Below are 22,096 nucleotides of genomic sequence, written 5' to 3'. Positions count from 1 at the left end.
CATGCGGATCCCGCTCGCAGGAGAGCTACCATCGGCCGGCGCGATTAAGTCGGCCGCGCTGTGGGTGGTGCTTGTCGCCAGCTGCGCGGTGATGATCAGCGCCGGGGCGCTGTTCGCCTCGAAGCTGAAGACGAACGCTGCCATCGATAAGCTGCGCGCAGGCAAGAACATTGTGATCGATCCGGCGACGGCGTCACCGGCGCTGCTCGAGGCGCGCGCGGCGTTACTGCTGAAGCGCGGCCGAATCGAAGAGGCGCAGCCGCTGCTGGACCAGGCCCCGCTGCGCGCCGACGACGCGATCCAGGTGCGCATGCTCTACAACATGGCCAACGCGCGGATGCGGGCGGCGGTGCGGGAGATCGAGAAGGGCAATTTCGACAAGGCCATTCCGATGGTCTCGCTCGCCAAGTCGGAATATCGTAGCGCGTTGCGGCTCGATCCCAGTAACTGGGACGCCAAGTACAATCTCGACGTCTCTATGCGACTGGTACGCGATCTGCCTCAGGCTGTGCCCGAGGACGAGGAAAAGCCGCTCGAGACGCCGGAGAAGCTCTGGACCGACCTGCCGGGAACACCGAAAGGTTTGCCATGAGCCGGGCGACATTCAGAGACCCGCGCTTGTGGCTGGTCGCCGGCGCGCTGCTGCTGGTGCTCGGCGCGTTGCTTGTGCCGCGCATCAAGCTGACGCGTGACGTCTACGACGTCGTCGCCGTGGTCGACATTACGACCAGCATGAACACGCGTGACATGACGGTCGGTAGCGAGAAGACGAGCCGGCTGCAGGCGGCAAAGTTCGCGTTGCGCGATACCCTGTCAAAACTGCCGTGCGGGTCACGGCTCGGGCTCGGCATTTTCACGGAACGTCGCACGTTCCTGCTGTTCAATCCGGTCGAGGTTTGTGAGAACTTCGCGGCGATCGACGGGGCCATTGCCATGCTCGACTGGCGCATGGCGTGGGAAGGCGACAGCTACGTTTCCAAGGGGCTCTATAGTGCGCTCGACATCGCGCACAGCCTCAAGGCTGATCTCATCTTCATCACCGACGGGCACGAGCTTCCACCGCTGCCGTTCAGCGGCCTTGCTCCGTTCGACGGTAAGCCGGGCGACGTTGGTGGGCTGATAGTCGGAGATGGCGGGCGTAAGTTCGCACGATTGCTCAAATACGACGAAGATGGACGCGAGATCGGCAATTACGGCGCGCAGGACGTGCCGCAGGAGAATCGCTCCGGACCGCCGCCGCCGGATGCCGCGTCGCGTCCCGGCTATCACCCGAAATGGGCGCCGTTCGGCAATGCCGTCGTCAACAACAAAGAGCACCTCGCCATCGTGCGGGAAGCGTATCTGAAGCAGCTCGCTTCGGTGACGGGGCTCACCTACGCGTACCTCGGCGATAACTACAATCTGGTGCCTGCATTCGAGGCCGCTGCCCACGGCCGGCCGCTGCTGGTGGCAACTGATGTGAGCGCGGTGCCGGGAGGTTTGGCGCTGGTGCTGCTGCTCGCACTCTACGGACTTGGCGCGTACCTCGCGCTCAAGAGCTTTGTTTCGTCCTCCTCCACGTCATCCAAAGGAGCCTACTGAATGTGGTCACTGCGTTCGCTCATCGCTTGTCTCTTCATCGGCGTCACCGCGGTTGCGGCGCATGCCCACGGTCCGACGCCGCAGAAGGTTGAAGAGAAAATCGACATCGCCGCGCCGCCGGCGAAGGTCTGGGACATCATCAAGAACTTTGCCGACATCGCCACGTGGAACCCGGCTCTGACCAGCAGCACCGGAACGGGCGGTAACGAAAACAACGCTTCGCGCACGATTGTCTTCAAGTCGGGTGGCGAGCTGGTCGAAGGCCTCGACTACTATAGCGACAAGGAGATGGACTATCTCTATCGCCTGTCGAAGGAGAAGATCGATGTGCTGCCGGTGAGTTCGTACACCGCCGAGATCACCGTGAAGCCCGGACCGAACGACGGTTCGACCGTGACCTGGATGGGCCGCTTCTATCGCGCCGACACAGGCAACGAGCCGGCGCCGGATAAGAACGATGCCGCGGCGATCAAGGCGATGACCGAATACTTCAAGACCGGTCTTGCCGGCCTCAAGGCGAAGGCCGAGGGCAAGTAAGGTCATGCACCTAGGGCGCGGTTTCATCGTCTGTCTTGCCCTGGCACTGCTCGTTGCGGTGCCGGCATTTGCAGGCGGTGGGGCCGCGCTGGTGTTCGTCTGCAACCAGGATGCGGCGACGGTCAGCGTCATCGACACATCGTCGAATGATGTGGTGGCGACGGTTCCGGTTGCGTTTGCTCCAGCGGGGATTGCCGCGGATCGCGAGGGCGCGACGCTCTATGTCACGCATCCCGAGCGCGGCGAGATCTCGGTAATCGATGCGGCCAAGCGCCAGGTGGTGCGGATTCTGAAGGTCGGCGGGACGCCGTTCGGGATCACGGTCAGCCAGGACGATACGCTGTTCGTCAGTGACTGGAACAACAATACCGTCATGGCGATCGATCCGCAGTCGGGCAAGGAGCTGCGCAAGGTGGTCGTCGGGCATTCGCCCGCGGGCATCGTGTCGAGCCCGCAAGGCGCGCTTGTCATCGTCGCCAACCGCGAGAGCAACTCCGTTACTATCCTCAATGCGACGACGTTGGGGATTGCGGCGACAATACCGGTAGGGCGCGCGCCGTTTGCGCTGACCGTGTCGCCGGACGGGACGCGCGTCTATGTCGCTAACGTGCAAAGCTCCAACGTTTCGGTGATCAGCACGCAGACGCTGAGTTCGATCGCGACGATCGACGTCGGGCACATGCCTTACGGTCTCGCCACGAGCATTGACGGCAGGCGCCTCTTCGTCGCGAGCCAGAGCACGGGTGTCGTTTCGCTCATCGACACGGATGATTTTCGTATCCTCTCGCGCGAGAAAGTAGGCCGCTTTCCGGAAGGCATCGTCATGACGCCGGACGGGAGCCGCGCCTACGTCGCGAACTGGTTCTCGGGCGATGTCTCGGTGCTCGATACGGCCAGCGGCAAAGAGATCAAGCGCATCACGACGGGGGGCGGTGCCCGCTCGCTGGCGGTGGCCTCGTCATCAGCTCGCTCAGCCGAGCATCATCAATGAGGAAAGGCGCCCAAACGCTAGTTCGGATGGGCGCATCACTGATGGTGCTGATCTTTGGCGGTGCGGCGGCGGTCGCACAATCCAAGCAGCCGTGTCTCGATGACGCGATGATCGTATTCGATGCCTCGAAGTCGATGGCCGCTTCGGTCGGCGACGAGAAAGGCTTGCGGCGTATCGATGTAGTTCGGTCGGCGCTGGCGAACGTGTTGCCACGCGTTGCGCCGCGTCGGCGTATGGGCCTGATCACCTATGGCCCTGGATCGCGCGATGCGTGCTCCAACGTCTTCCTTCAGTTGAAGCCGACGAGCAATGCCGCGACGAAGATCATGTCGCGGGTTGACGCGTTGAAGCCGGAAGGGCGTACGCCACTGACGCGCGCCGTGCGCGGGGCGGCGGAGGTGCTCAATTTTCGCAATAAGGCGGCGACGATCATCGTGCTCACGGATGGTGAGGAGACTTGCGGGGCGGATCCGTGCGCGCTCGCTCGCGAGCTGAAGCGGGACGGCGCGGGGACGGTGGTGCACGTCATCAGCTATGAGATCGCGAGTGCGGTCGGATCGGATGGCGAGTTCGTGTCGCGCTGCTTTGCCGATGAGACCGGCGGCACTTACGTCGATACGAAGACAATCGACGAGGTGAGGAATGCGCTGGAGACGGCACTGTCGTGTCCGCTGATCAGCGACGCGCGGGATGCAATTGGCCCGCGATGACGGCTTGCCCGCTTACCGGTGGCTCGCGTCTTCTGAGGCAACAGCCTGACCTCCCGCTGATGGAGAGGTCAGGCGGGTCTTTGATCAGAGCTTCGGCGGCTCGATCTTCAAGCCTTCCTGCAGGCTGAAGGTGCCGTCGAAGATGCGCTTATCGGGCGCCTTCTCCAGCGTTACGATATTGCGTGCGGGAATGCCGAGGTCCTTGTCCACGTACACGGTTTGGATGGCCTTCTCGGTGGCGTTGGTGCCGTCGGTTTTCTGCTGGTCGCGCACGGTGCGATAGCCGGTGTAGGTCTTGCCGTCCAAGGTCACGTCGCCGAGACACTCGTATTTGGATTCGTCTTTCGGCGCGTCGACGACAGTCTCTTTCATCTGCTGGGCGATCTTGGTTGCAAAGTCGGCAGGGACTTCGGCCCAGCCGGCGTTGGCCTGATTGCTCCAGGCTTTGCCGTCGACGAGGATCATCTCCATCTTGCCGGGCGCGCCCGTTTCCATGGTGACCGACTGATGCATGCGATTGGGCAGCACGTAGTCGTTGCTCATGGTGAGGGTGCCGGCCGAGTTGGCGATCTTGGTCTCCATGCGGAAGGCGGCGGACTTGCGCAATTTGGCAAAGGCGTCGTTGACTTCCGAGGAGCAATCAGCGGCTGCGGATGCGCTGGTCAGTGCCAGGGCAGATATCGCTAAGGCTATGTTACGCATTTGTAATTTCTGTGTTTCCCAGGGTTTCCTCTGGGCCGCACGCTGGCACAACAGGCTCTGGCAGTGGTGGCAAACTGAAGGGCAAAAATTCCCGATCGCGCGCCCTGGCGCGCGTCTAACGAGGACGTGAAAAGGCCCGCTGCTGGTCAGGCAGCGGGCCGGTCAGACGAGCACGGGAGTTCTCGTTTGGCCTCGCAGGCGATCAGTGCGCCGGCAGTGCGAACTGCACGCCGCCGAATACGGAGACGCCTGGATTGTTGTAGTTGAACGACGTCACGTAATCCTCATCGAGCAGGTTCTCGCCGCGAACATAGGCGATGGTGCCCGGCATGATCTCGTAACCGACCTTGGCGCTGAGCAGGAAGTAATCGTCGACGCTACCCTTGCCAGTGAGCGGCCATGGGTTGTTGTCGACCGCATCGGCGACGTACTGGCCGGTTACGTTCACAGTCACCTTGTCGATCGGCTGCGCCGTGACGCCCATGACGAGGCTGTGGCGCGGCAAGCGCGTGACGCGTGAGCCATCAGGCTCTTCGGAGTCGGTGTAGGTGTAGCCGACGTTGACAGCCGTGGTGGCGGTGATTTTCGCAACGCCGGTCAACTCGACGCCTTCCGTCTTCGTGACGCCTGCTACCTGCGCGTACTGTCCCCAGGGAGCGGTGGACAAGCTGACGAAGCCGATGCGGTCAGTCAGGTCCATGGAGAAGTAGGTCGCGCCGAAGCTGAAGCGGCCATTCATGAAGCTTTGCTCGATGCCGGCGTCCCAGCCTTCGCTCGTCTCCGGGTTGAGTGTTGTGTTGCCGTACGCGGAGTAGAGCTCATAGAGGCTTGGCGCACGGAAGCCGGTGCCGTAGCTGGCGTGGAAGCGCGTCTGCGTAGCGGCCAGAACATAAGCGGCCGTCAGCCGGTGCGTGTCGTATTGGCCGTAGGTGCTGTGGTCGTCGATGCGGCCGCCGGCGGTGAGGACGAGGCCGTCGATCGGCTCGATGATGAGCTGCGCGTATGGGCTGACGACATCGACGGTGTGGCGATCGACGGAATCGGTCTCGATGCCGGTCTGTTCCCAGTCGGTGCCGACAACGAGCGCGAGCTGCTTGTTGAAGCTCAAGACGCCGCGGTACTCGCCTTTGACGCGGTCACCGTCATACCAGGCGGGCCAGCTGCCATACATGTCGCGGCTGACCTCCATCGCCTGAATGGCGAAGGTGTTCACGAACGCGCCGTTGAACAGCGAGATATTCGTGCCGACACGACCGGCTTGGAGTGACGTGTCGCTGTTGTCGTAATTGTCGTAGCCGCTCGATGTGTCGTACTCGTTGTGGGCTTCCTGTGCTCGGCCGGCGAAGAAGACCGTGACGCCATCTGCAACTTTGAATTCGCCGCGGCCGGAGATGGTGCCGTTGCGATAGGCGTCATCCTCGGTGCCGAGGCGCGCTGCAGAGAACCCCTGCGTGTTCACGCCCTGGATGGTGAAGGCGACGTTGTTGCCATTGGCGTCGGCATAGCCGGAAGAGTAAGCGCCGCGCGATGTACTGTAAGTGCCGTACTCGGCGCTGCCGCTTTGGAACAGGCCGGGGCGGGTTGCTGATTTGGTATCGATGGAGATGACACCCGCGACGGCATCGCCGCCGTAGAGCGTGCTCTGCGGCCCCTTCAAGACCTCGACCTGCGCAACGTCGCCAACGAGCAGATTCTCGAACGCAACGGACGTCTGCGGTCCGGTGGGGTCGCTGATGTCCATGCCGTCGACGAGCACTTTGACGTAGTTCTGGTTGAAGCCGCGCAGCCGGAAAGTCGTCGTCTTGCCGGGACCGCCGGTGCTCGTGATGGAGACGCCAGGCACCTGCTGCAGGTAGTCCTGCAGGTAGGTTTTCGACTGCCCGTCGATTTCCTTCTCGGTAATGACGGAGACAGACGAGCCGACCTTGCCGATGTCGGTCGGCGTGCGGTTGGCCGAGAAGACGACCGGGGCGTCGGGATCAGCCGCGCCGCTGGTATCCTTCGTCACCGCGGGTTGCGGCTCGGAGGTCTGCTTTCTCTTGACCGGCTTTTTCTTGGCCGTGGTCTCCACCTCGAGGGTGGGGAGCTCGGAGGATCCTGCCGACTGAGCCAGAGCGCTGGTCGCGCAGGCAATGGCGGCTACCGATGCGGCCGTCAGGCCGATGGTCAGAACTGAAAGATATGACGCGGATGAACGCCCCGCTGACAAACGCAAATACAATTTAGCCTCCCGTTACGCTGGACTGAGCCTCGGGAAAGCTGACGTCACACAACGCTAACTACGACGCTTGGAGACAATGACGCTCTCGCCACAGCGCATGGCTGTGGCCAGTGCGGCGGTTACGGTCTCAATCGATTAGTGTCGGGAATAGACACCGTAGAAAGACATGCCTGACGTAGCTCCCCCTTGGGTTGCACATCAGTCGCCGCTACGGGTTTCCGCTCCGCCAAGCATCCCGCATGGCGAATGGGCGACTTGCGGCGGCAGGTCTCCTGGCTCGCGGCTCAAGCGTCTCTCTCCGACCTTCCCGGCGGCCCAACGCGGGCTGCCAGTGGCATATTCGGGAGAAACTTGCCGCTTACAGTTGCGGGAGCAGCCTCGGCTTCGATACCTGACGGCATCACACCGAGTTCCCATTTTCATCGCTGAGCACCGAGGCACGCAGCGAAACCGTCGCGAGGGATAAAGCGCCGGAACACGGGCTAAGAGTCAAGCGAAAGTGTGCGGCCGCCGGTGCGGTCGCCCGTTCGGTGCACAGCTGCAACACACCATATGTCGCAGTTTGTCATGGGAAGGTTTGGACGCCGAGTGCCGACGATCCGTGTGCGGTGATGCGATGGCCGCACACGGACAGGGGCGGATTTCTCGTGTGATCGTCAGGCGTTCGCCGGACGGGCTTTGACGAGGCGGCGGGCCGTGCCGAACGCGTGCGTGAAGTCGAGCATGAGGGCTTCGCGCGAATTCAGCATGCTGCGGAACATTGCGGCCTGTGTCTTGTATTTGATGTCGCCGATGGCGAGCGGACCGACCGAGGCGATGCTCGTGCCGTCGAGAAGACGGCCGTTGTCGAACAGGTCGACGCCTTCGATGCCTGACGGGGGCACCGCATTGACGTCGGCGACCACAGCCAGACGGCGAGACTTTGCAAGCTGCTCGCTGGAGAGAACGCGGATGCCGGCGGCAGCAGCGCACAGAACGATGTCCGACTGCGCGACGAGCTTGGCTTTATCGCAGTCGCGTGCCGCTGCTATGGGGTGGAGCTCCACGCCAAATCGTTCGCGCCCAGCCTCGACGAAGGGCTTCAGCGCGTCCTCGCCGATGTGCGAAGCCATGGTGACGCGCGCGCCGCATTGCGCGGCGATGATCGACGCGGCAAAGCCGACGACGCCGGTGGCGCCAAACACGGTAAGATTGGCGTGCTTCAGCGTGCGGCCGGCGTGGGTGTGGTAGACGTCCTCGACCAGCGCGACCATGGCTGCCGCTGTCGTGAACGAACCGCCTGGGTCTGCGAAGGCGGACAAGCGGAAGGGCGGGACGAGCGCGGCATGCGCGGCAGCCAGCATATCGAGCGCGAGCAGCGCGTCCTTGCCGCCGATGAAGAGGCCAGTTTTGGCGCCGTATTCGACGGGGCGCGAGAAGATCGCATCTTGGACGAGGCCGGTGGTGTGCTCGAGGCGGGCATTGGTGTGCGGGACGACGACCTTGAAACCGGCATCGACGGCCATGTTCACGTCGAAGGGGCTGGCGAATTCCTGCGTCGATAGGAAATGGAGGATCGGCGTCGCCCGGCTGCGGGCTTTGCGTGGCTTCTTGGCGGCGGCCGGCGTCGACTGAGCGACATCGTCGAACGCCTTCACTTCGATTGCGTCCGCTTCCGAGACCAGATTGGCTTGATCGTCCATACGCATCAGATACTCCACAGGCGACATGCATGACCGGCGAAGGGGCCGGCAGATGGGGATGGGGCCTGGCGAGACGCAGTTGCGTGGATGTGCAACCAGTCAGCTCGCGAGAGCTCCAGCTGTTTCAGGATTTGCATGTCGCGGCGAAGCGACTGGGCCGATCGTCGGCTTCATGCGCGCGGAAAGGAATGACTTTCCGGATCGGCCCCAAGCTGGTGTGAGTTAGCGGCGCCTGCAGTTAAACAACGGCAAAGTCGGAAGCGCGCAGTCGCTCGACCGGGCCAGTGATGCGCCACAGCCTTGATGCTCTAATAACGGACTGTTCGTTTTGGACAGCGTCCGTGTGCCAGTCTCCGGCGCAGTGCCATCGGACGACGCTTGGTTCTGCAGTTCGGTCGCATAGTCCGCGGCATTTTCACCTTAACGAGAGAACTGATGCGTAGGCTGCCCTTTCCTTCCTCGTTGCTGTCGGGAGCAGCCATGGCCCTTCCTCTGAGTTTCCCATCTGCCGCCAGCCCGGCTGAAGCCAAGGCGGCAGCGGCTCGATCCAGTGCCGGCCAGATCGGCATGACGGCCGCGGTGTCGATCGGTATCGGCGGCATGGTAGGGGCGGGGATCTTCTCCATTCTCGGCGTGGTCGCGCAGGCTGCGGGCAATGCGATGTGGCTCGCGTTCGCCATCGGTGGCGTGGTCGCGCTGCTATCTACCTACTCGTATGCAAAGCTTGGGGCGAAGTATCCTTCAGCGGGCGGTGCTGTGAGCTTCCTCGTCAAGGGATATGGGGACAGCGTGTTCACCGGCGGTCTCAACATCTTCATGTGGGCCGGCTACATCATTTCGCTCGCGCTCTACGCAACGGCGTTCGGCAGCTACGCGGCTACGTTCATCACTGACACACCGTCGACGCTGCTGTTGAAGTCGCTGGCGATCGGTGCGGTGCTGGTCGTCACGTTCGTCAATGCGCTTGGTGCGAAGGTGATGGGGCGCGGCGAGACGATCATCGTCGCCATCAAGCTGACGATCCTCGTCATCTTCGCCGTCGTCGGACTCTATTTCGTGAAGCCTGGCAATCTCTCGCCGACGCTCTGGCCAGGCGCGGAGTCGGTGCTGTTCGGCGCGGGCGTTCTGTTCATCGGTTATGAGGGCTTTGGCCTCATCACGAATACCGCCGCCGACATGCGCAATCCGAAGAAGATGCTGCCGCGCGCGCTTTATACGGCGGTGATCCTCGTCATCCTGCTCTATCTCGCTGTAGCTGTGACGGTCACCGGCAACCTTTCGAACGCTGAAATCGAGCGCACGAAGGACTACGCTCTGGCCGCGGCGGCGAAGCCGTTCCTCGGCGAGATCGGGTTCCACCTCATCGCCATTGCGGCGCTGTTCTCGACCGCGTCGGCAATCAACGCGACGCTCTTCGGCTCGGCGAACGTCTGCTACATGATCGCGCGCGACGGTGAGCTGCCGGCGCGCTTAGCGCAGATCGAGTGGCGGCAAGCGACGGGTGGCCTGTTGCTAACCGCAGGGCTCGTGCTCGTCGTCATGCTGTGCTTCGACCTGTCGGGCATCGCCATGATGGGCAGCGCGGCGTTTCTTTTGCTCTACGCTGCCGTCAACGGCGGTCATCTGCGGCTGCTGAAGGAGACGGGCGCCAATTCCGTCATCGTGTGGCTATCGATGCTGACCTGCCTCGTGATGTTCGGGATTCTCGGCTATTACACGTATCAGCAGCAACCGGCGGCGCTCGTGGCACTGGTGGGCATCGGGGCAGGGTCGTTCGTCGTAGAAGCCGTCTATCGACAGATGACCGGCCGGAAGATCAAGCTGCCGTAGCCCTTGTGGTCTTGCTGTATCGCGCAAGGCAAATCTCGCGCCGGGGAGCTTCTCCAAAGCGGAAGTTGAAAGACACACAACTTCTTGCGGAATTCAACTTGCGAGCGTTAGCGCGCATTCCTCTGCAGTGCATTTATCCCGCCCCGTTGTCGTGGGGGAGCCTCGTTGCTCGGGCTCTGGGGGGCAAGTTTGAGCGGTCGCAAGATTGGCGATATCGAGGTGCTGCGCGCCATCGCCATTGGTTTTACGTTGTTGCATCATGGTCATGCGCTGCTCATCGGGCCTGACAAGGTTTATGGCTGGATCATGCGCCACGCGACCTTCTGGGCGGGTGTTGATCTGTTCCTCGCCGTGTCAGGCTTTGTGATCGCGCGGTCGTTTCTCGGGCAGCTTAAATCGTCGGCGTCGCTCGCCGACGCTTGGACCGCGTGCCAGGCATTCTGGGTGCGGCGAATCTTTCGTATCCTGCCGCTGGCGTGGGTGTGGCTGGCACTCACTCTTCTTCTCGCATTCGCCTTTGGGCCCTCATTCGCAGATTTGCGGGCGACGTGGCTCGACGCGGGGACGGCAGTTCTGCAGGTCGCCAACATTCGCCACTGGTTCCAGCTAAACGGCTGGGCGTCGGGAGGGGCGAATCCAGTCTACTGGAGCTTATCGCTCGAGGAGCAGTTCTATATCTTGATGCCGTTTGTCGTGCTGCTCGCAGGACGAAAGCTGGGGCCGGTCGTGATCGCTCTTGCTGCAGTCCAGATGAGCATCGCACGCGGCCCGGGCGACCTTTTATGGGACCTGCGCTCGGATGCCATCCTACTCGGGATCGCCGCGTACCTCTTCACGGGGAGCCAGACGTACGAAAGACTGCGGCCGATCGTGGTGCGCAACGTTTCAATGAGGCGAATTGCGGTCGTCGTGGCTGTGGCTGGCTTGGCGCTGTTGCCGGGGCCAATGGCACCCATCGCGCACTACACCGGGATCATCGCTCTGCTATGCGGCGGGCTTGTGCTGCTCGCATCCTATGACGCTGGTTTCCTCGTGGGCTCGGGGTTCGTGCATAGCGCCACGATGTGGACGGCGTCGCGCTCATTCGCGCTCTACCTCGTGCACATGCCGATGTTTCACTTGAACCGGATGGGCTACGAGGCGGTGGGTTGGGCTGGACATGCTCATTTGGGTGAGCGCGCCGTGGGCATCGTCACCGGTCTTGCTCTCGTGGGCGTCGCTGCAGAACTGAGCTATCGGATAGTTGAAGTTCCGTTGCGGCGGTATGGAAAATCGCTAGCGGATCGAATAGTCCAACCGCGAGGCCATGCGGATGCAGTCGACGCAAACGCCATGACACACCAAGCGGTGTCGGCGTCGTAGCGGCGCTAATGTGGGGCTGCCTATGAGCCAGCGGCTTTGGGCAGGTTGACTCGTTTGGACAGCTCTTCTGCGGTCTCGACGCGCTCGCTGTAGCGGTCGGTGAGATAGGGCGAGACATCGCGCGTCAGAAGCGTGAATTTCATCAGCTCTTCCATCACGTCGACGACGCGGTCGTAGTAGGAGGACGGCTTCATGCGGCCGGCTTCGTCGAACTCCTGGAACGCTTTCGCCACGGATGACTGGTTGGGGATAGTGAGCATGCGCATCCAGCGCCCGAGCACGCGAAGCTGGTTTACGGCGTTGAAAGACTGAGAGCCGCCGCTCACCTGCATGACGGCCAGGGTCTTGCCCTGGGTTGGGCGGACGGCGCCGGAATTGAGCGGGATCCAATCGATCTGTGCCTTCATGATCGCGGTCATGGCGCCGTGGCGTTCAGGCGAGCACCAGACCTGCCCCTCGGACCAGTTGGCTAGGCTGCGCAGTTCTTTCACCTTGGGATGATCCTCAGGGGCATCGTCTGGCAAGGGCAGGCCGCTCGGGTCGAAGATCCTGGTCTCGGCGCCCATCGCCTGCAACAGGCGCTCGGCTTCCAGCGTGAGAAAGCGGCTGTATGAGCGGGCGCGCAGCGATCCGTAGAGCAGCAGAATGCGCGGCTTATGGGTCGAAACGGGTTCACGCGGACCTGCGTGCGGCATGCGAAATTCTGCATCAACGACGTTAGGCAGATCGTTGATGCCGTCGGCGGGATCTTTGCTCATCGACTATTTGCTTCCTCTCGCCGGGACGACCTCGCCATCCTCCTTTGTGAATAGTCCTATGTCGGCGTTGGGCAGAATGTCGAGCACCACCTCCGACGGGCGACACAGCCGCACACCAAGCGGCGTCACGACAATGGGACGATTGATGAGGATCGGGTGCTGCATCATGAAGTCGATCAGCTCATCATCGCTCCACTTGTCGTCCGCGAGGCCGAGCTCGCCGTAGGGTGTGCCTTTCTCGCGCAGGAGAGCCCGCGGTCGATCCCCCATCGCGGCAAGAAGCTTGACCAGTTCATCACGCGATGGAGGGTTCTTCAGGTATTCAATGACATGCGGTTCCTCGCCGCTCTGACGGATCATGGCCAGCGTGTTGCGCGAGGTGCCACAGGCAGGGTTGTGGTAGATCGTAATCGCCATTCTAGACACGCACCTTTGCTTGGGCTCGTCCGCGCACGGCACCGCCTGCCTCGTACCAGTTACGCGATGCGTTTACGATTTTGACCACCGACAGCATTACCGGGACCTCGATCAGAACTCCAACGACCGTGGCGAGGGCGGCTCCTGAGTGGAATCCAAACAGGCTGATCGCGGCCGCGACGGCCAGTTCGAAGAAGTTGCTGGCACCGATAAGCGCCGATGGCGCGGCGACGCAATGCGCTTCGCCCGCCGCCCGGTTGAGCAGGTAGGCCAGCCCGGAGTTGAAATAGACCTGGATCAGGATCGGCACCGCCAGCATGGCGATGATGAGCGGCTGATTGAGGATCTGCTCGCCCTGGAAGCCGAAGAGCAAGGTCAGCGTCGTCAGCAGCGCCAGGAGTGACAGGGGCTGCAGCCGCCCGAGGATGTTGTCGAGTGCTGGCTCGCCGCCGGCCGAAAGCACGCCGCGGCGGATGAGCTGGGCGACGATCACCGGCACTACGATGTAGAGCAATACCGATAGCACCAGCGTCTCCCAGGGGACGGTGATGGCTGACAACCCGAGTAGCAGACCGACGAGCGGCGCGAAGGCGAACACCATGATCACGTCATTGAGCGCCACCTGGCTGAGCGTGAAGTGCGGCTCGCCGTTGGAGAGGTTGCTCCACACGAAGACCATGGCCGTGCATGGTGCGGCAGCGAGGAGAATTAGCCCCGCGATGTAGCTGTCGATCTGATCGGCTGGCAGATAGGGGCGGAACAGCCAGCCGATGAACAGCCAGCCGAGCAGCGCCATGGAAAATGGCTTGATCGCCCAGTTGATGAAGAGCGTTACGCCAATGCCGCGCCAATGCTCGCGCACTTTGCCGAGCGCGGCGAAGTCGATCTTCGCCAACATGGGCATGATCATCAGCCAGATGAGGACGGCTACCGGCAGGTTGACCCTGGCAATCTCGGCCGATCCGACAGCTTGGAAGAAGGCCGGAAAGAAGTGCCCGAGCGCAATGCCCAGAACAATGCAGAGCGCCACCCAGACGGTGAGATAGCGCTCAAACGTCGACATGGCAGGCTTGTCCTGCGGAACACGAGAAGCCACCGAGGTCATTACGCCTTCTCCGTCTCGGTCGCGATCTGCACGCGACCGATGTCGTCGAGGCGCTGCTGTAGCGAGAGCTTGTCGAGAGACTGCAACGGCAGGTTCACGAAAATGCCGATGCGTTGATAGAGCATTCTGTGCGTATCGGCGAACGCGAGGCGCTTTTCTGTTTCCGTACCTTCTGCCGCGGATGGATCGGGTAGGCCCCAATGCGCGCTGACGGGTTGGCCGGGCCAGAAGGGACACGTCTCGTTGGCAGCGTTGTCACAGACGGTGAATACGAAATCGAGCTGCGGCGCGCCGGGGGCGCTGAACTCTTCCCAGGATTTGGAGCGTAAGCCCGAAGTGTCGTATCCGAGCTTCTGCAGCAGCTCGACGGCGTAAGGGTGGACGCGTCCGCATGGCTGGCTGCCGGCGCTGTATGCCTTGAACTTTCCGGCTCCCAACCGGTTCATCACCACTTCAGCAATGATGGATCGGGCGGAATTGTGCGTGCAGAGAAATAGCACATTGAGCGGTTGCTGGGTCATGATTTGCCTCCCTTACTCGAACAGAGTGACTTTGATTTTTTGAATGTCGTGCCGCACAGCTCGGGGTGACCCTGACAACAGTCCTCGGTCAGATATTCGAGCAGCTTGCGCATGCCTTCGACGTTGACCGCATAGCGCACGTATCGGCCGTGCCGACTGGCGTGGAGCAGACCGGAGCGATCCAACTCCTTCAGGTGGAACGAGGTTGCTGTCGGCGTCGCGCCGATGGCTTCCGCGATCTCGTAGGCTGCAAGCCCGTTCGGGCCCTGACGTACGAGGCGGCGGAAAATATCAAGGCGTTGCTCGTGGGCGAGCGCTGACAGCGATGTGACGGCTTGCTTCATGTTCATAGGTCATGAATACAAGGATTGTTGAATTATTCAACAGTAAAGTTGATGGCCGCCAGCGTGGCAGGTCGATGGTCCGCGAGGGCGCGTTAGGCAAAGAGAACGGTGTGCGAGGCGCAGCGGGAGATCAGGGCCGTTGAAGTTCTGACAACGGGGCCTCCGCTTGGAGCACGAGCCCTGAAGGGCGAAATTCGTAATCGACCTTTCCACCCAAGCCCAAGTTTATGATGCGCGAGCCAAACCCGCGGCGCGTCGGCTGTTCGACAGGTGGTCCGCCATGTTCTTCCCAGTTCAATACAAGCGAGCCATCGCGAACTTCGAAGCGGACACGCACGCGGCCAGCATCGTTCGATAGCGCTCCGTACTTGTCGGCGTTCGTCGCCAGCTCATGCAGCAAGAGGGACAAGGTCAGCGCCGCCTTGGGTCCTACTTCGACATCACAGGCTTCGAGATCAATCTGCTTACGGTCTGAGATGAGAGAGAGGGCCGCTTCGGCAATCGATTTCACGGAGGCGTTGACCCAGCCCTCTTTCGTCAAGGCATCGTGTGCCACACTGAGGGCGCTAAGTCGGTTTTCGAATGCGTCCATCAATTCTCGATCGATCGCAGATCTCAGTGTCTGCCGGGCGATGGATTGAACAACTGCAATGGTGTTCTTCAGCCGGTGGGTGAGTTCCTCGCTAAGCCGCTCGCTATGTGCACGAGCGTTCATCGTCTCGGTGGTCTCGACGACGGTATCCATCATCCCGCCAATCGAACCGTCCGCCATGCGCAATGGCGAATAGCAGAACGTGAAGTAGGCTTGTTCCGGCCGATCATGGCGATCAATTACGAGAGGGAAATTCTCGACGAAGACTGCTTCCCCCGAATACGCCTGCTCGACCATCAAGCTGATTTCCGGCCAAGCCTCCTGCCAGATGTCGGCGAACGATTTGCCGAGTGTATTTTTCTTTTCGCCGAGGATGGACAGAAAGGAGTCATTGTAAATTGTCGTCAGGGCGGGGCCCCAGACGATCGCGCTCGGGAACTTGCACTCGAGCAGATACCCAACGGCCGCCTTCAGTTCTGGCGGCCAGGAATCGACGTCTCCCAGAGCGGTCGAGCCCCACTCGAACTCGCGGACGCGCTGGGCCATCCCAATCCCGGACGGTGCAAATCGAAACCTCGGCATGTCGCAGGGCGGCTCCAACAAAGGAAGACCGCATCACCTCTATATTACTTTCGCGTAGGACTGTAGCTCCTCGCGGAGTGCCGAGAGCCTGCTAAAATTCCAGCTAACTTGAGACGATAGACTGCTGGTCCGGGTGGGCGCGCTGAGCAGCGGACATGCGCCTGCACTAGGGGATGTTCGACTGGGGGCTCGATCTCGCGACACGCCTCAGGCGCCGTTCGCTGAACGCTCCGGCCCAAAGGCCGGTTGGCGCACCCGAAGGGATTCGAACCCCTGGCCTCTGCCTTCGGAGGGCAGCGCTCTATCCAGCTGAGCTACGGGTGCTTGAGGGCGCCTAGATAGCCTATTCATCCGCTTCGGGCAAATGCGGCGCGAGGTATCGCGGCGATGCCCGGGCCCGCGCGGAAGCGCTTTATCCTGGTGTCTCAATCCCCATATGACTGATGCCGGCGTGCTGACCGGCCGGTCCCGAGCCCCTATAGTCCGGCTTCAGGCAGGACCCAGAACCCAATCTATGAGCGATACCAAGAGCAAAGCCAAAACGGCTTCGACGTCGACCGTGCCCGATGGAGAGGCGACGCCCATCATCAAGGGCAGCCATGTCTATCTGATCGACGGATCGGGCTACATCTTCCGCGCCTTCCATGCCTTGCCGCCACTGACGCGCCCCTCGGATGGGCTGCCAGTCGGGGCGGTGCACGGATTCTGCGCGATGCTATGGAAGCTGCTGCGCGAGACCAAGGCCTCTGAGGCGCCGACGCATCTTGCGGTGATCTTCGATGCCTCGCGCGAGAACTATCGCAACGCGATCTATGACCAATACAAGGCGAACCGGCCGCCGCCGCCGGATGAGCTGATACCGCAGTTTCCGCTCATCCGCGATGCGGTGAAGGCCTTCAATGTCGCGTGCCTGGAACTGGAAGGCTACGAGGCCGACGATCTGATCGCCACGTACACGCGAGAAGTCGTCGCGGCGGGCGGCGATGTGACGATCGTTTCCTCCGACAAAGACCTGATGCAGCTGGTGCAGCCGGGCGTCGTGATGTTCGACGCCATGAAGGCGAAGAAGCTCGGCCGCGAAGAGGTGATGGAGAAGTTCGGTGTGCCGCCGGAAAAGGTCGTCGACGTGCAGTCGCTGGCCGGCGATTCGACGGACAACGTGCCGGGGGTGCCGGGGATCGGCATCAAGACGGCGGCGGAGCTGATCAACGAATATGGCGACCTCGATTCCCTGCTGGAGCGCGCAGGCGAGATCAAGCAGCCGAAGCGGCGCGAGAAGCTGATCGAGTTTGCGGACCAGGCGCGTGTCTCGCGCGAGCTGGTGCGATTGAAACAGGATGTGCCGGGACTGATCGGCGCCGATGCGCTGGGCGTGCACGACCCGGAGCCCGAAGCGCTGCTCGGTTTCTTGCAGCTGATGGAGTTCAACACGCTGACGCGGCGCATCGCCGAGGCGCTGGGCGTCGAGGCGCCGGCGCCGGTTGCCGTGTCGGTCGGCTCGACTGTGCCGACGAAGGGAGGCAAGGCGAGCGCCGGGCCGGTGGCCGCAGCCAGCGGGGAGGCGGTGGCTGAATCGCCGGCGGTGGGCGCGGCAGAGGTTGCGCGGCGGGCGCGGGCGCCATTCGATCGCTCGAAGTACGAAACCGTGACGACGCGGGAGCGGCTCGAAGCGTGGATCGGCAAAGCGTACGACGCCGGGCATGTCGCATTCGACACCGAGACGACGTCGCTCGATCCGATGGTGGCGGAGCTCGTCGGTTTCTCGATGGCGGTAGCGCCGGGTGAAGCGTGCTACGTGCCGCTCAGCCATCGCGCGGCGTCGGATGCGTTCGACTTCGGCAGTCATGACGGCATCCAGCAGATTCCAGTGGTCGATGCGCTGGGGCTGCTGAAGCCACTGCTGGAGGATCCTTCGATCCTGAAGATCGGGCAGAACATCAAGTTCGACCTCAATGTGCTGGCGCAGCACGGGATCAATGTTGCGCCGGTCGATGACACGATGCTGATGTCGTACGCGCTGGATGTGGGGCGCGGCTCGCACGGCATGGACGATCTGGCCATGAAGCACCTGGGGCATACGTGCATCACCTTCGATCAGGTGATCGCGCATGTGCCGGGGAAGAAAAAGTCGGAGCGCACGTTCGCGCAAGCGCCGCTCGACAAGGCTACGGAGTATGCGGCCGAGGACGCCGACGTCACGTTGCGGCTGTGGATGCTGCTGAAGCCGCGGCTGGCGGCCGAGCGCGTTGTAACCGTCTATGAAACGTTGGAGCGGCCGCTCATTCCAGTGATCGCGGAGATGGAGCGGGCGGGAATCCGCGTCGATGGCGGTATTCTCTCGCGGTTGTCCTCGACGTTCGCGCAGGGCGTGGCGCGGCTTGAAGAAGAGGTGAACGGGCTCGTCGGGCACAAGTTCAACCTGGGGTCGCCGCGGCAGCTCGGCGAACTGCTGTTCGACCGGCTGCAGCTTCCGGGCGGCAAGCGGACCAAGAGCGGACAGTGGGAGACGCGTGCGGGGCTGCTCGACGATCTCGCTGCCAACGAAGATTTGCCCGAAGACGCGCGCCGGCTGATCAACACGATGCTGGAATGGCGGCAGCTCACAAAGCTGCGCTCGACCTATACGGATGCGCTGCCCAGCTACGTGCACGGCGGCACGGGACGCATTCATACGAGCTATGCTCTCGGCGCGACGACGACAGGGCGGCTCGCCTCGTCGGAGCCGAACCTGCAGAACATCCCGATCCGCACGAAGGAAGGGCGCGAGATCCGCACGGCGTTCATTGCCGAGCCGGGCAAGAAGCTGATCTCGGCGGACTACAGCCAGATCGAATTGCGCGTGCTTGCACACATCGCCGATATTCCGCAGCTCAAGAAAGCGTTCGACGACGGGCTCGACATTCACGCCATGACGGCATCGGAGATGTTCGGTGTTCCGGTCGAGGGGATGCCGAGCGAGGTGCGGCGGCGCGCGAAGGCGATCAACTTCGGCATTATCTACGGCATCTCGGCGTTCGGGCTGGCCAATCAACTCGGTATCGCGCGCGACGAGGCGGCGGCCTACATCGCCACCTATTTCGAGCGCTTTCCGGGCATTCGCGCGTACATGGACGAGACCAAGCGCGTGGCGCATGAACGCGGCTTCGTGGAGACGATCTTCGGGCGGCGCATTCATTACCCCGAAATCAACACGCGCAATCCGTCGATGCGCGGGTTCTTAGAGCGCGCGGCGATCAATGCGCCGATCCAGGGCTCGGCTGCCGACATCATTCGCCGTGCGATGATCCGCATGCCGGAGGCACTGGCAGAGGCCGGGCTACGGTCGACGCGGATGCTCTTGCAGGTGCACGACGAGCTCGTGTTCGAAGTTGCGGAAGCCGAGGTGCCGAGCGCTCTCGCAATCGTGAAGAGGGTGATGGAAGGCGCTGCGCTGCCGGTGGTGAAGCTCAAGGTGCCGATCCATGTCGACGCAAAAGCCGCTGATAACTGGGAAGCAGCGCACTAGAGCCGACGCAACATTATAACCGTATCAGGCCGGCTTATATCTGGCACAAGAAAACGCGATTGGCGCGTATCGACGCGGTTGCCTAGATACTCAGCACAGGCCTGATGAATAGTTCGTCGGGCCCTTGAGGAGGAAGCAAGATGAAGGTTTGGAGCAAGCCGGCCGTTCGCGAGCAGGAAGTTGGCCTCGAGGTCACGTCCTACATGCCGGCCGAGATCGACATCATCTAAGTCGATTTCTGCACTGGAGGAACGGCGACGGCGGTCCGACTGGGCCGCCGTTTTTTGTTTGGGCGCGACACGAACGGTAAGTAGGTAGCTCCGTACGTCGATTGAAGGTCAGTGCTGCGGGGAGATCGATGATAGGAAAGCGATGATGCGCTTGCGCGTTTCCGGATCGGAAATGCCGTTGAAGGGGGGGCTCATCGCGTTGCCGGGGACGACGGCTCCTGGATTGGCGATCCATTGATCGAGCACGGTCGGCGTCCAGGTGATGCCGGAATCCTTCATCGACATGCTGTAGCTGAAGCCCGGCTCGGTTCCCGCCTTGCGGCCGACGACGCCATAGAGCGAGGGACCGATGCGATTGTCGTCCTTCACGAACGAATGGCATTCTCGGCAGTGATCGTTGAAGGCGATCTCAAGATCTTCCGCGTGTGCGGCCACTGGCACGAGCAGGGTGGTCAGGATCAGGGCAATCAGCGGACGTCCCATCAGGCGTCTCCTCCGTTATGGTGGGGAGACTGCCAGAGAGGCGCTAACCGCGCCCTAAGCCATGGGCTCAACTGACGGGTACTTGTTTTAGAGGTGCTCAACGATCTGCGTCGACGCTGCCGATGCCGGGATCGGAAACAACGTCGGCGTTGCGCACAAACCAGATCGCGCCATCCTCGCGCTCCACCTTCAGATACTTGCTGAAGCCTTGTGCGAGCCGGGGCTGCTCCAACAGCCGTTCGCCGGAGTAGAGGGTGATGCAGCCGGCTGGCATGCCTGCGGATTTGGGATGAGAGGCGGGCGCAGCATCGAGGTCGATCAGCGTCTGGCTGTGCTGGCAGGCGATGACGTTGGGGCTTTTGACCATCCAGACCTCGGCAGTCGCCGGGCTGGCGAAGATCGACGCCATTATTCCGGCGATTGCTGCTCGGCCGATCATAGTCTCGTCCAGGTGATCGTCAGACCGGCGAGACGGCGACGGCCGGGTGATGCATGCGGCGCGCGGTGCGTCCGTTCGGGAGATCGCCGCGCTCGTATTCGACAGCGCGAATGAATTCGCGAATGCGCGGCTGAATCTCGGTGCGCCAGCGCGTGCCGTTGAAGACGCCGTAGTGGCCGACGCCTTCCTGCATGTAGTGCACCTTCAGATCTTCGGGAATGTTGGAGCACAGGTCGTGAGCTGCCTGCGTCTGGCCGATGCCGGTGATGTCGTCGCGCTCACCCTCGATGGTCATGAGGGCGGTGTCGCGAATCTCCGAGCAATCGACGCGCACGCCGCGGTGGGTCATCGTGCCTTCCGGCAGTGCGTGATCCTGGAACACCGTCTTGACGGTCTGCAGATAAAACTCGGCCGTGAGGTCCATGACGGCGAGATATTCGTCATAGAAGTCCTGGTGCTGCTTGACGCTGTCGCAGTCGCCTTTGACGAGGTTCTTGAACAGGTCGACGTGCGCATTCATGTGGCGCTCGAGGTTCATCGTCATGAAGCCGGTAAGCTGCATGAAGCCGGGATAGACGGGGCGCATGAAGCCGGCGTGCGGCAGCGGCACGGTAGAGATGACGTTGTTCTCGAACCAGGCGAGCGAGCGGCTCTCGGCAAGCTTGTTGACAGCGGTGGGGTTGCGGCGCGTGTCGATCGGGCCGCCCATGAGGATCATCGATGCCGGCTGGCACGGATCGTCGATGGAGGCCATGTGCGCCACTGCGGCGAGTACCGCGACAGTTGGCTGACAAACACCCATGACATGCGTGTCGGGCCCGAGCACGCGCGTGAACTGGATGATGTGGTCGATAAAGTCGTCGAGGTCGAAGCGACCCATGGCGAGCGGTATGTCGCGTGCATCGGACCAATCGGTGATGTAGACCTCGTGGTCCGGAAGCATCGCCTTGACGGTGCCGCGCAGAAGCGTTGCGTAATGGCCCGACATGGGAGCGACGATGAGCACCTTGGGATCGTGGCGGATGCCGGTCAGCGCGTTCTCGTCGCGCTTGAAGTGGACGAGGTTGCAGAAGGGCGTCGCTGCGACGATGCGCTCATGCACGTCGACCTCGACGCCGCCGACGCGTGTCGTCTTAAGGCCAAAGTCGGGCTTACCATAGCGGCGGGTGACGTTTTCGAAGAACTCGCAAGCGGCCGCGAGGTGTCGACCGTATGGAGTCATGGCGAAGGGATTGAAGGGCATGTCGAGGATGCTACGCAGCCCGCTCACGCCGACGCGGAGCGGCGAGAGGACCGTGTGAGCCAGTTCGTAGGCGTAGTAGTGCATCCTTCGTGCCCTCCGCTGCGCCGCAGCATTTTACGCATCTCGGCGCGTGGTCAGCGTCACATGGCTGTCAGAGCCACAGGCGATAATATAGGGTTTCGGTCGCAAAACTGTTCCCTTCTGGACACTTATTGCCAACCGATTCGGCATGGTTGCCAAGAAATTAAGCAAGTGAGCGGG

21 protein-coding genes, 1 tRNA gene and 1 riboswitch are annotated in these 22,096 nt (G+C 62.2%); of the genes, 9 read left to right on the top strand and 13 right to left on the bottom strand.

From position 1 onward, the window contains the following. Position 1 precedes the first annotated feature (1 nt). Genes ACP15D_RS09840 through ACP15D_RS09820 form a run of 5 tightly spaced genes read left to right on the top strand, consistent with a single transcriptional unit; the run spans position 2 to position 3,819 of the window. A complete protein-coding gene (locus tag ACP15D_RS09840; protein WP_424957337.1) occupies positions 2-592 on the top strand; it encodes a hypothetical protein in 591 nt (196 codons plus the stop codon). Next, positions 589-1,581, top strand: a complete 993-nt coding sequence (locus tag ACP15D_RS09835) for a VWA domain-containing protein (RefSeq protein ID WP_424957336.1) — start codon at positions 589-591, stop codon at positions 1,579-1,581. The genes ACP15D_RS09840 and ACP15D_RS09835 overlap by 4 nt, the downstream gene beginning before the upstream one ends. Further along, positions 1,582-2,118 carry an SRPBCC family protein gene (locus ACP15D_RS09830; RefSeq protein ID WP_424957335.1) on the top strand — a complete coding sequence of 179 codons (537 nt, stop codon included), beginning with the start codon at positions 1,582-1,584 and terminating at the stop codon, positions 2,116-2,118. Between the two features lie 4 nt (positions 2,119-2,122). Further along, positions 2,123-3,109: a beta-propeller fold lactonase family protein gene (locus tag ACP15D_RS09825; protein ID WP_424957334.1), complete on the top strand. Its 987-nt coding sequence runs from the start codon at positions 2,123-2,125 to the stop codon at positions 3,107-3,109. Positions 3,110-3,150: 41 nt separating this feature from the next. Next, positions 3,151-3,819: a vWA domain-containing protein gene (locus ACP15D_RS09820; protein WP_424957333.1), complete on the top strand. Its 669-nt coding sequence runs from the start codon at positions 3,151-3,153 to the stop codon at positions 3,817-3,819. 84 nt (positions 3,820-3,903) lie between these two features. On the opposite strand, the gene ACP15D_RS09815 is transcribed toward ACP15D_RS09820, so the two are convergent. The 3 genes from ACP15D_RS09815 to ACP15D_RS09805 form a co-directional block, all read right to left on the bottom strand. After that, on the bottom strand, positions 3,904-4,521 hold the full coding sequence (locus ACP15D_RS09815; protein ID WP_424957332.1) for a hypothetical protein: 618 nt from the start codon (positions 4,519-4,521) through the stop codon (positions 3,904-3,906). Between the two features lie 202 nt (positions 4,522-4,723). Further along, positions 4,724-6,742 carry a TonB-dependent receptor plug domain-containing protein gene (locus ACP15D_RS09810; RefSeq protein WP_424957331.1) on the bottom strand — a complete coding sequence of 673 codons (2,019 nt, stop codon included), beginning with the start codon at positions 6,740-6,742 and terminating at the stop codon, positions 4,724-4,726. A gap of 245 nt (positions 6,743-6,987) precedes the next feature. Continuing rightward, positions 6,988-7,212, bottom strand: a riboswitch (cobalamin riboswitch). Between the two features lie 186 nt (positions 7,213-7,398). Further along, entirely contained in the window at positions 7,399-8,430 is a 1,032-nt protein-coding gene (locus ACP15D_RS09805) for a methylene-tetrahydromethanopterin dehydrogenase N-terminal domain-containing protein (protein ID WP_424957330.1), read from the bottom strand. Between the two features lie 474 nt (positions 8,431-8,904). On the opposite strand from ACP15D_RS09805, the gene ACP15D_RS09800 reads away from it, so the two are divergent. After that, complete coding sequence (locus ACP15D_RS09800) at positions 8,905-10,254, top strand: APC family permease (protein ID WP_424957329.1); 1,350 nt, start codon at positions 8,905-8,907, stop codon at positions 10,252-10,254. 189 nt (positions 10,255-10,443) lie between these two features. Then, complete coding sequence (locus ACP15D_RS09795; RefSeq protein ID WP_424957328.1) at positions 10,444-11,616, top strand: acyltransferase family protein; 1,173 nt, start codon at positions 10,444-10,446, stop codon at positions 11,614-11,616. Positions 11,617-11,636: 20 nt separating this feature from the next. On the opposite strand, the gene arsH is transcribed toward ACP15D_RS09795, so the two are convergent. The 7 genes from arsH to ACP15D_RS09760 all read right to left on the bottom strand — a co-directional run bounded on the left by arsH (position 11,637) and on the right by ACP15D_RS09760 (position 16,259). After that, entirely contained in the window at positions 11,637-12,374 is a 738-nt protein-coding gene (gene arsH / locus ACP15D_RS09790) for an arsenical resistance protein ArsH (protein ID WP_424957327.1), read from the bottom strand. A 3-nt stretch (positions 12,375-12,377) separates the two neighbouring features. Continuing rightward, positions 12,378-12,791 (bottom strand): arsenate reductase (glutaredoxin), encoded by a 414-nt coding sequence (gene arsC / locus ACP15D_RS09785; RefSeq protein ID WP_424957326.1) that lies wholly within the window; start codon positions 12,789-12,791, stop codon positions 12,378-12,380. A gap of 1 nt (position 12,792) precedes the next feature. Then, complete coding sequence (gene arsB / locus ACP15D_RS09780) at positions 12,793-13,854, bottom strand: ACR3 family arsenite efflux transporter (RefSeq protein WP_424959209.1); 1,062 nt, start codon at positions 13,852-13,854, stop codon at positions 12,793-12,795. A 41-nt stretch (positions 13,855-13,895) separates the two neighbouring features. After that, entirely contained in the window at positions 13,896-14,417 is a 522-nt protein-coding gene (locus tag ACP15D_RS09775) for an arsenate reductase ArsC (protein WP_424957325.1), read from the bottom strand. Next, positions 14,414-14,761, bottom strand: coding sequence for an ArsR/SmtB family transcription factor (locus ACP15D_RS09770; protein WP_424957324.1), 348 nt, complete (start codon positions 14,759-14,761; stop codon positions 14,414-14,416). Before ACP15D_RS09770 ends, ACP15D_RS09775 begins: the two co-directional genes overlap by 4 nt. A 130-nt stretch (positions 14,762-14,891) precedes the next feature. Further along, complete coding sequence (locus tag ACP15D_RS09765; RefSeq protein ID WP_424957323.1) at positions 14,892-15,899, bottom strand: sensor histidine kinase; 1,008 nt, start codon at positions 15,897-15,899, stop codon at positions 14,892-14,894. Positions 15,900-16,182: 283 nt separating this feature from the next. Then, positions 16,183-16,259: transfer RNA gene (locus ACP15D_RS09760), tRNA-Arg, on the bottom strand. Between the two features lie 190 nt (positions 16,260-16,449). Between ACP15D_RS09760 and polA the strand changes: the two genes are divergently transcribed. Together polA and pqqA are read left to right on the top strand one after the other, a co-directional pair. Beyond that, entirely contained in the window at positions 16,450-19,440 is a 2,991-nt protein-coding gene (gene polA, locus ACP15D_RS09755; RefSeq protein WP_424957322.1) for a DNA polymerase I, read from the top strand. Between the two features lie 140 nt (positions 19,441-19,580). Then, on the top strand, positions 19,581-19,670 hold the full coding sequence (gene pqqA / locus ACP15D_RS09750; protein WP_068459738.1) for a pyrroloquinoline quinone precursor peptide PqqA: 90 nt from the start codon (positions 19,581-19,583) through the stop codon (positions 19,668-19,670). A 108-nt stretch (positions 19,671-19,778) separates the two neighbouring features. On the opposite strand, the gene ACP15D_RS09745 is transcribed toward pqqA, so the two are convergent. The 3 genes from ACP15D_RS09745 to ACP15D_RS09735 form a co-directional block, all read right to left on the bottom strand. Then, the gene (locus tag ACP15D_RS09745; RefSeq protein WP_424957321.1) at positions 19,779-20,153 is read right to left on the bottom strand and encodes a c-type cytochrome; all 375 of its coding nucleotides are present in this window, start codon (positions 20,151-20,153) and stop codon (positions 19,779-19,781) included. Positions 20,154-20,250: 97 nt separating this feature from the next. Continuing rightward, on the bottom strand, positions 20,251-20,592 hold the full coding sequence (locus ACP15D_RS09740; protein ID WP_424957320.1) for a hypothetical protein: 342 nt from the start codon (positions 20,590-20,592) through the stop codon (positions 20,251-20,253). A gap of 19 nt (positions 20,593-20,611) precedes the next feature. Then, on the bottom strand, positions 20,612-21,919 hold the full coding sequence (locus tag ACP15D_RS09735) for a polyhydroxyalkanoate depolymerase (protein WP_424957319.1): 1,308 nt from the start codon (positions 21,917-21,919) through the stop codon (positions 20,612-20,614). Between the last annotated feature and the right edge of the window lie 177 nt (positions 21,920-22,096).

Source organism: Hyphomicrobium sp. 1Nfss2.1, assembly GCF_965243865.1.
Lineage (GTDB): Bacteria > Pseudomonadota > Alphaproteobacteria > Rhizobiales > Hyphomicrobiaceae > Hyphomicrobium_A.
The sequence above is the reverse complement of the archived record's forward strand: the minus strand, read 5'-3'. Positions and strand labels throughout refer to the sequence as shown.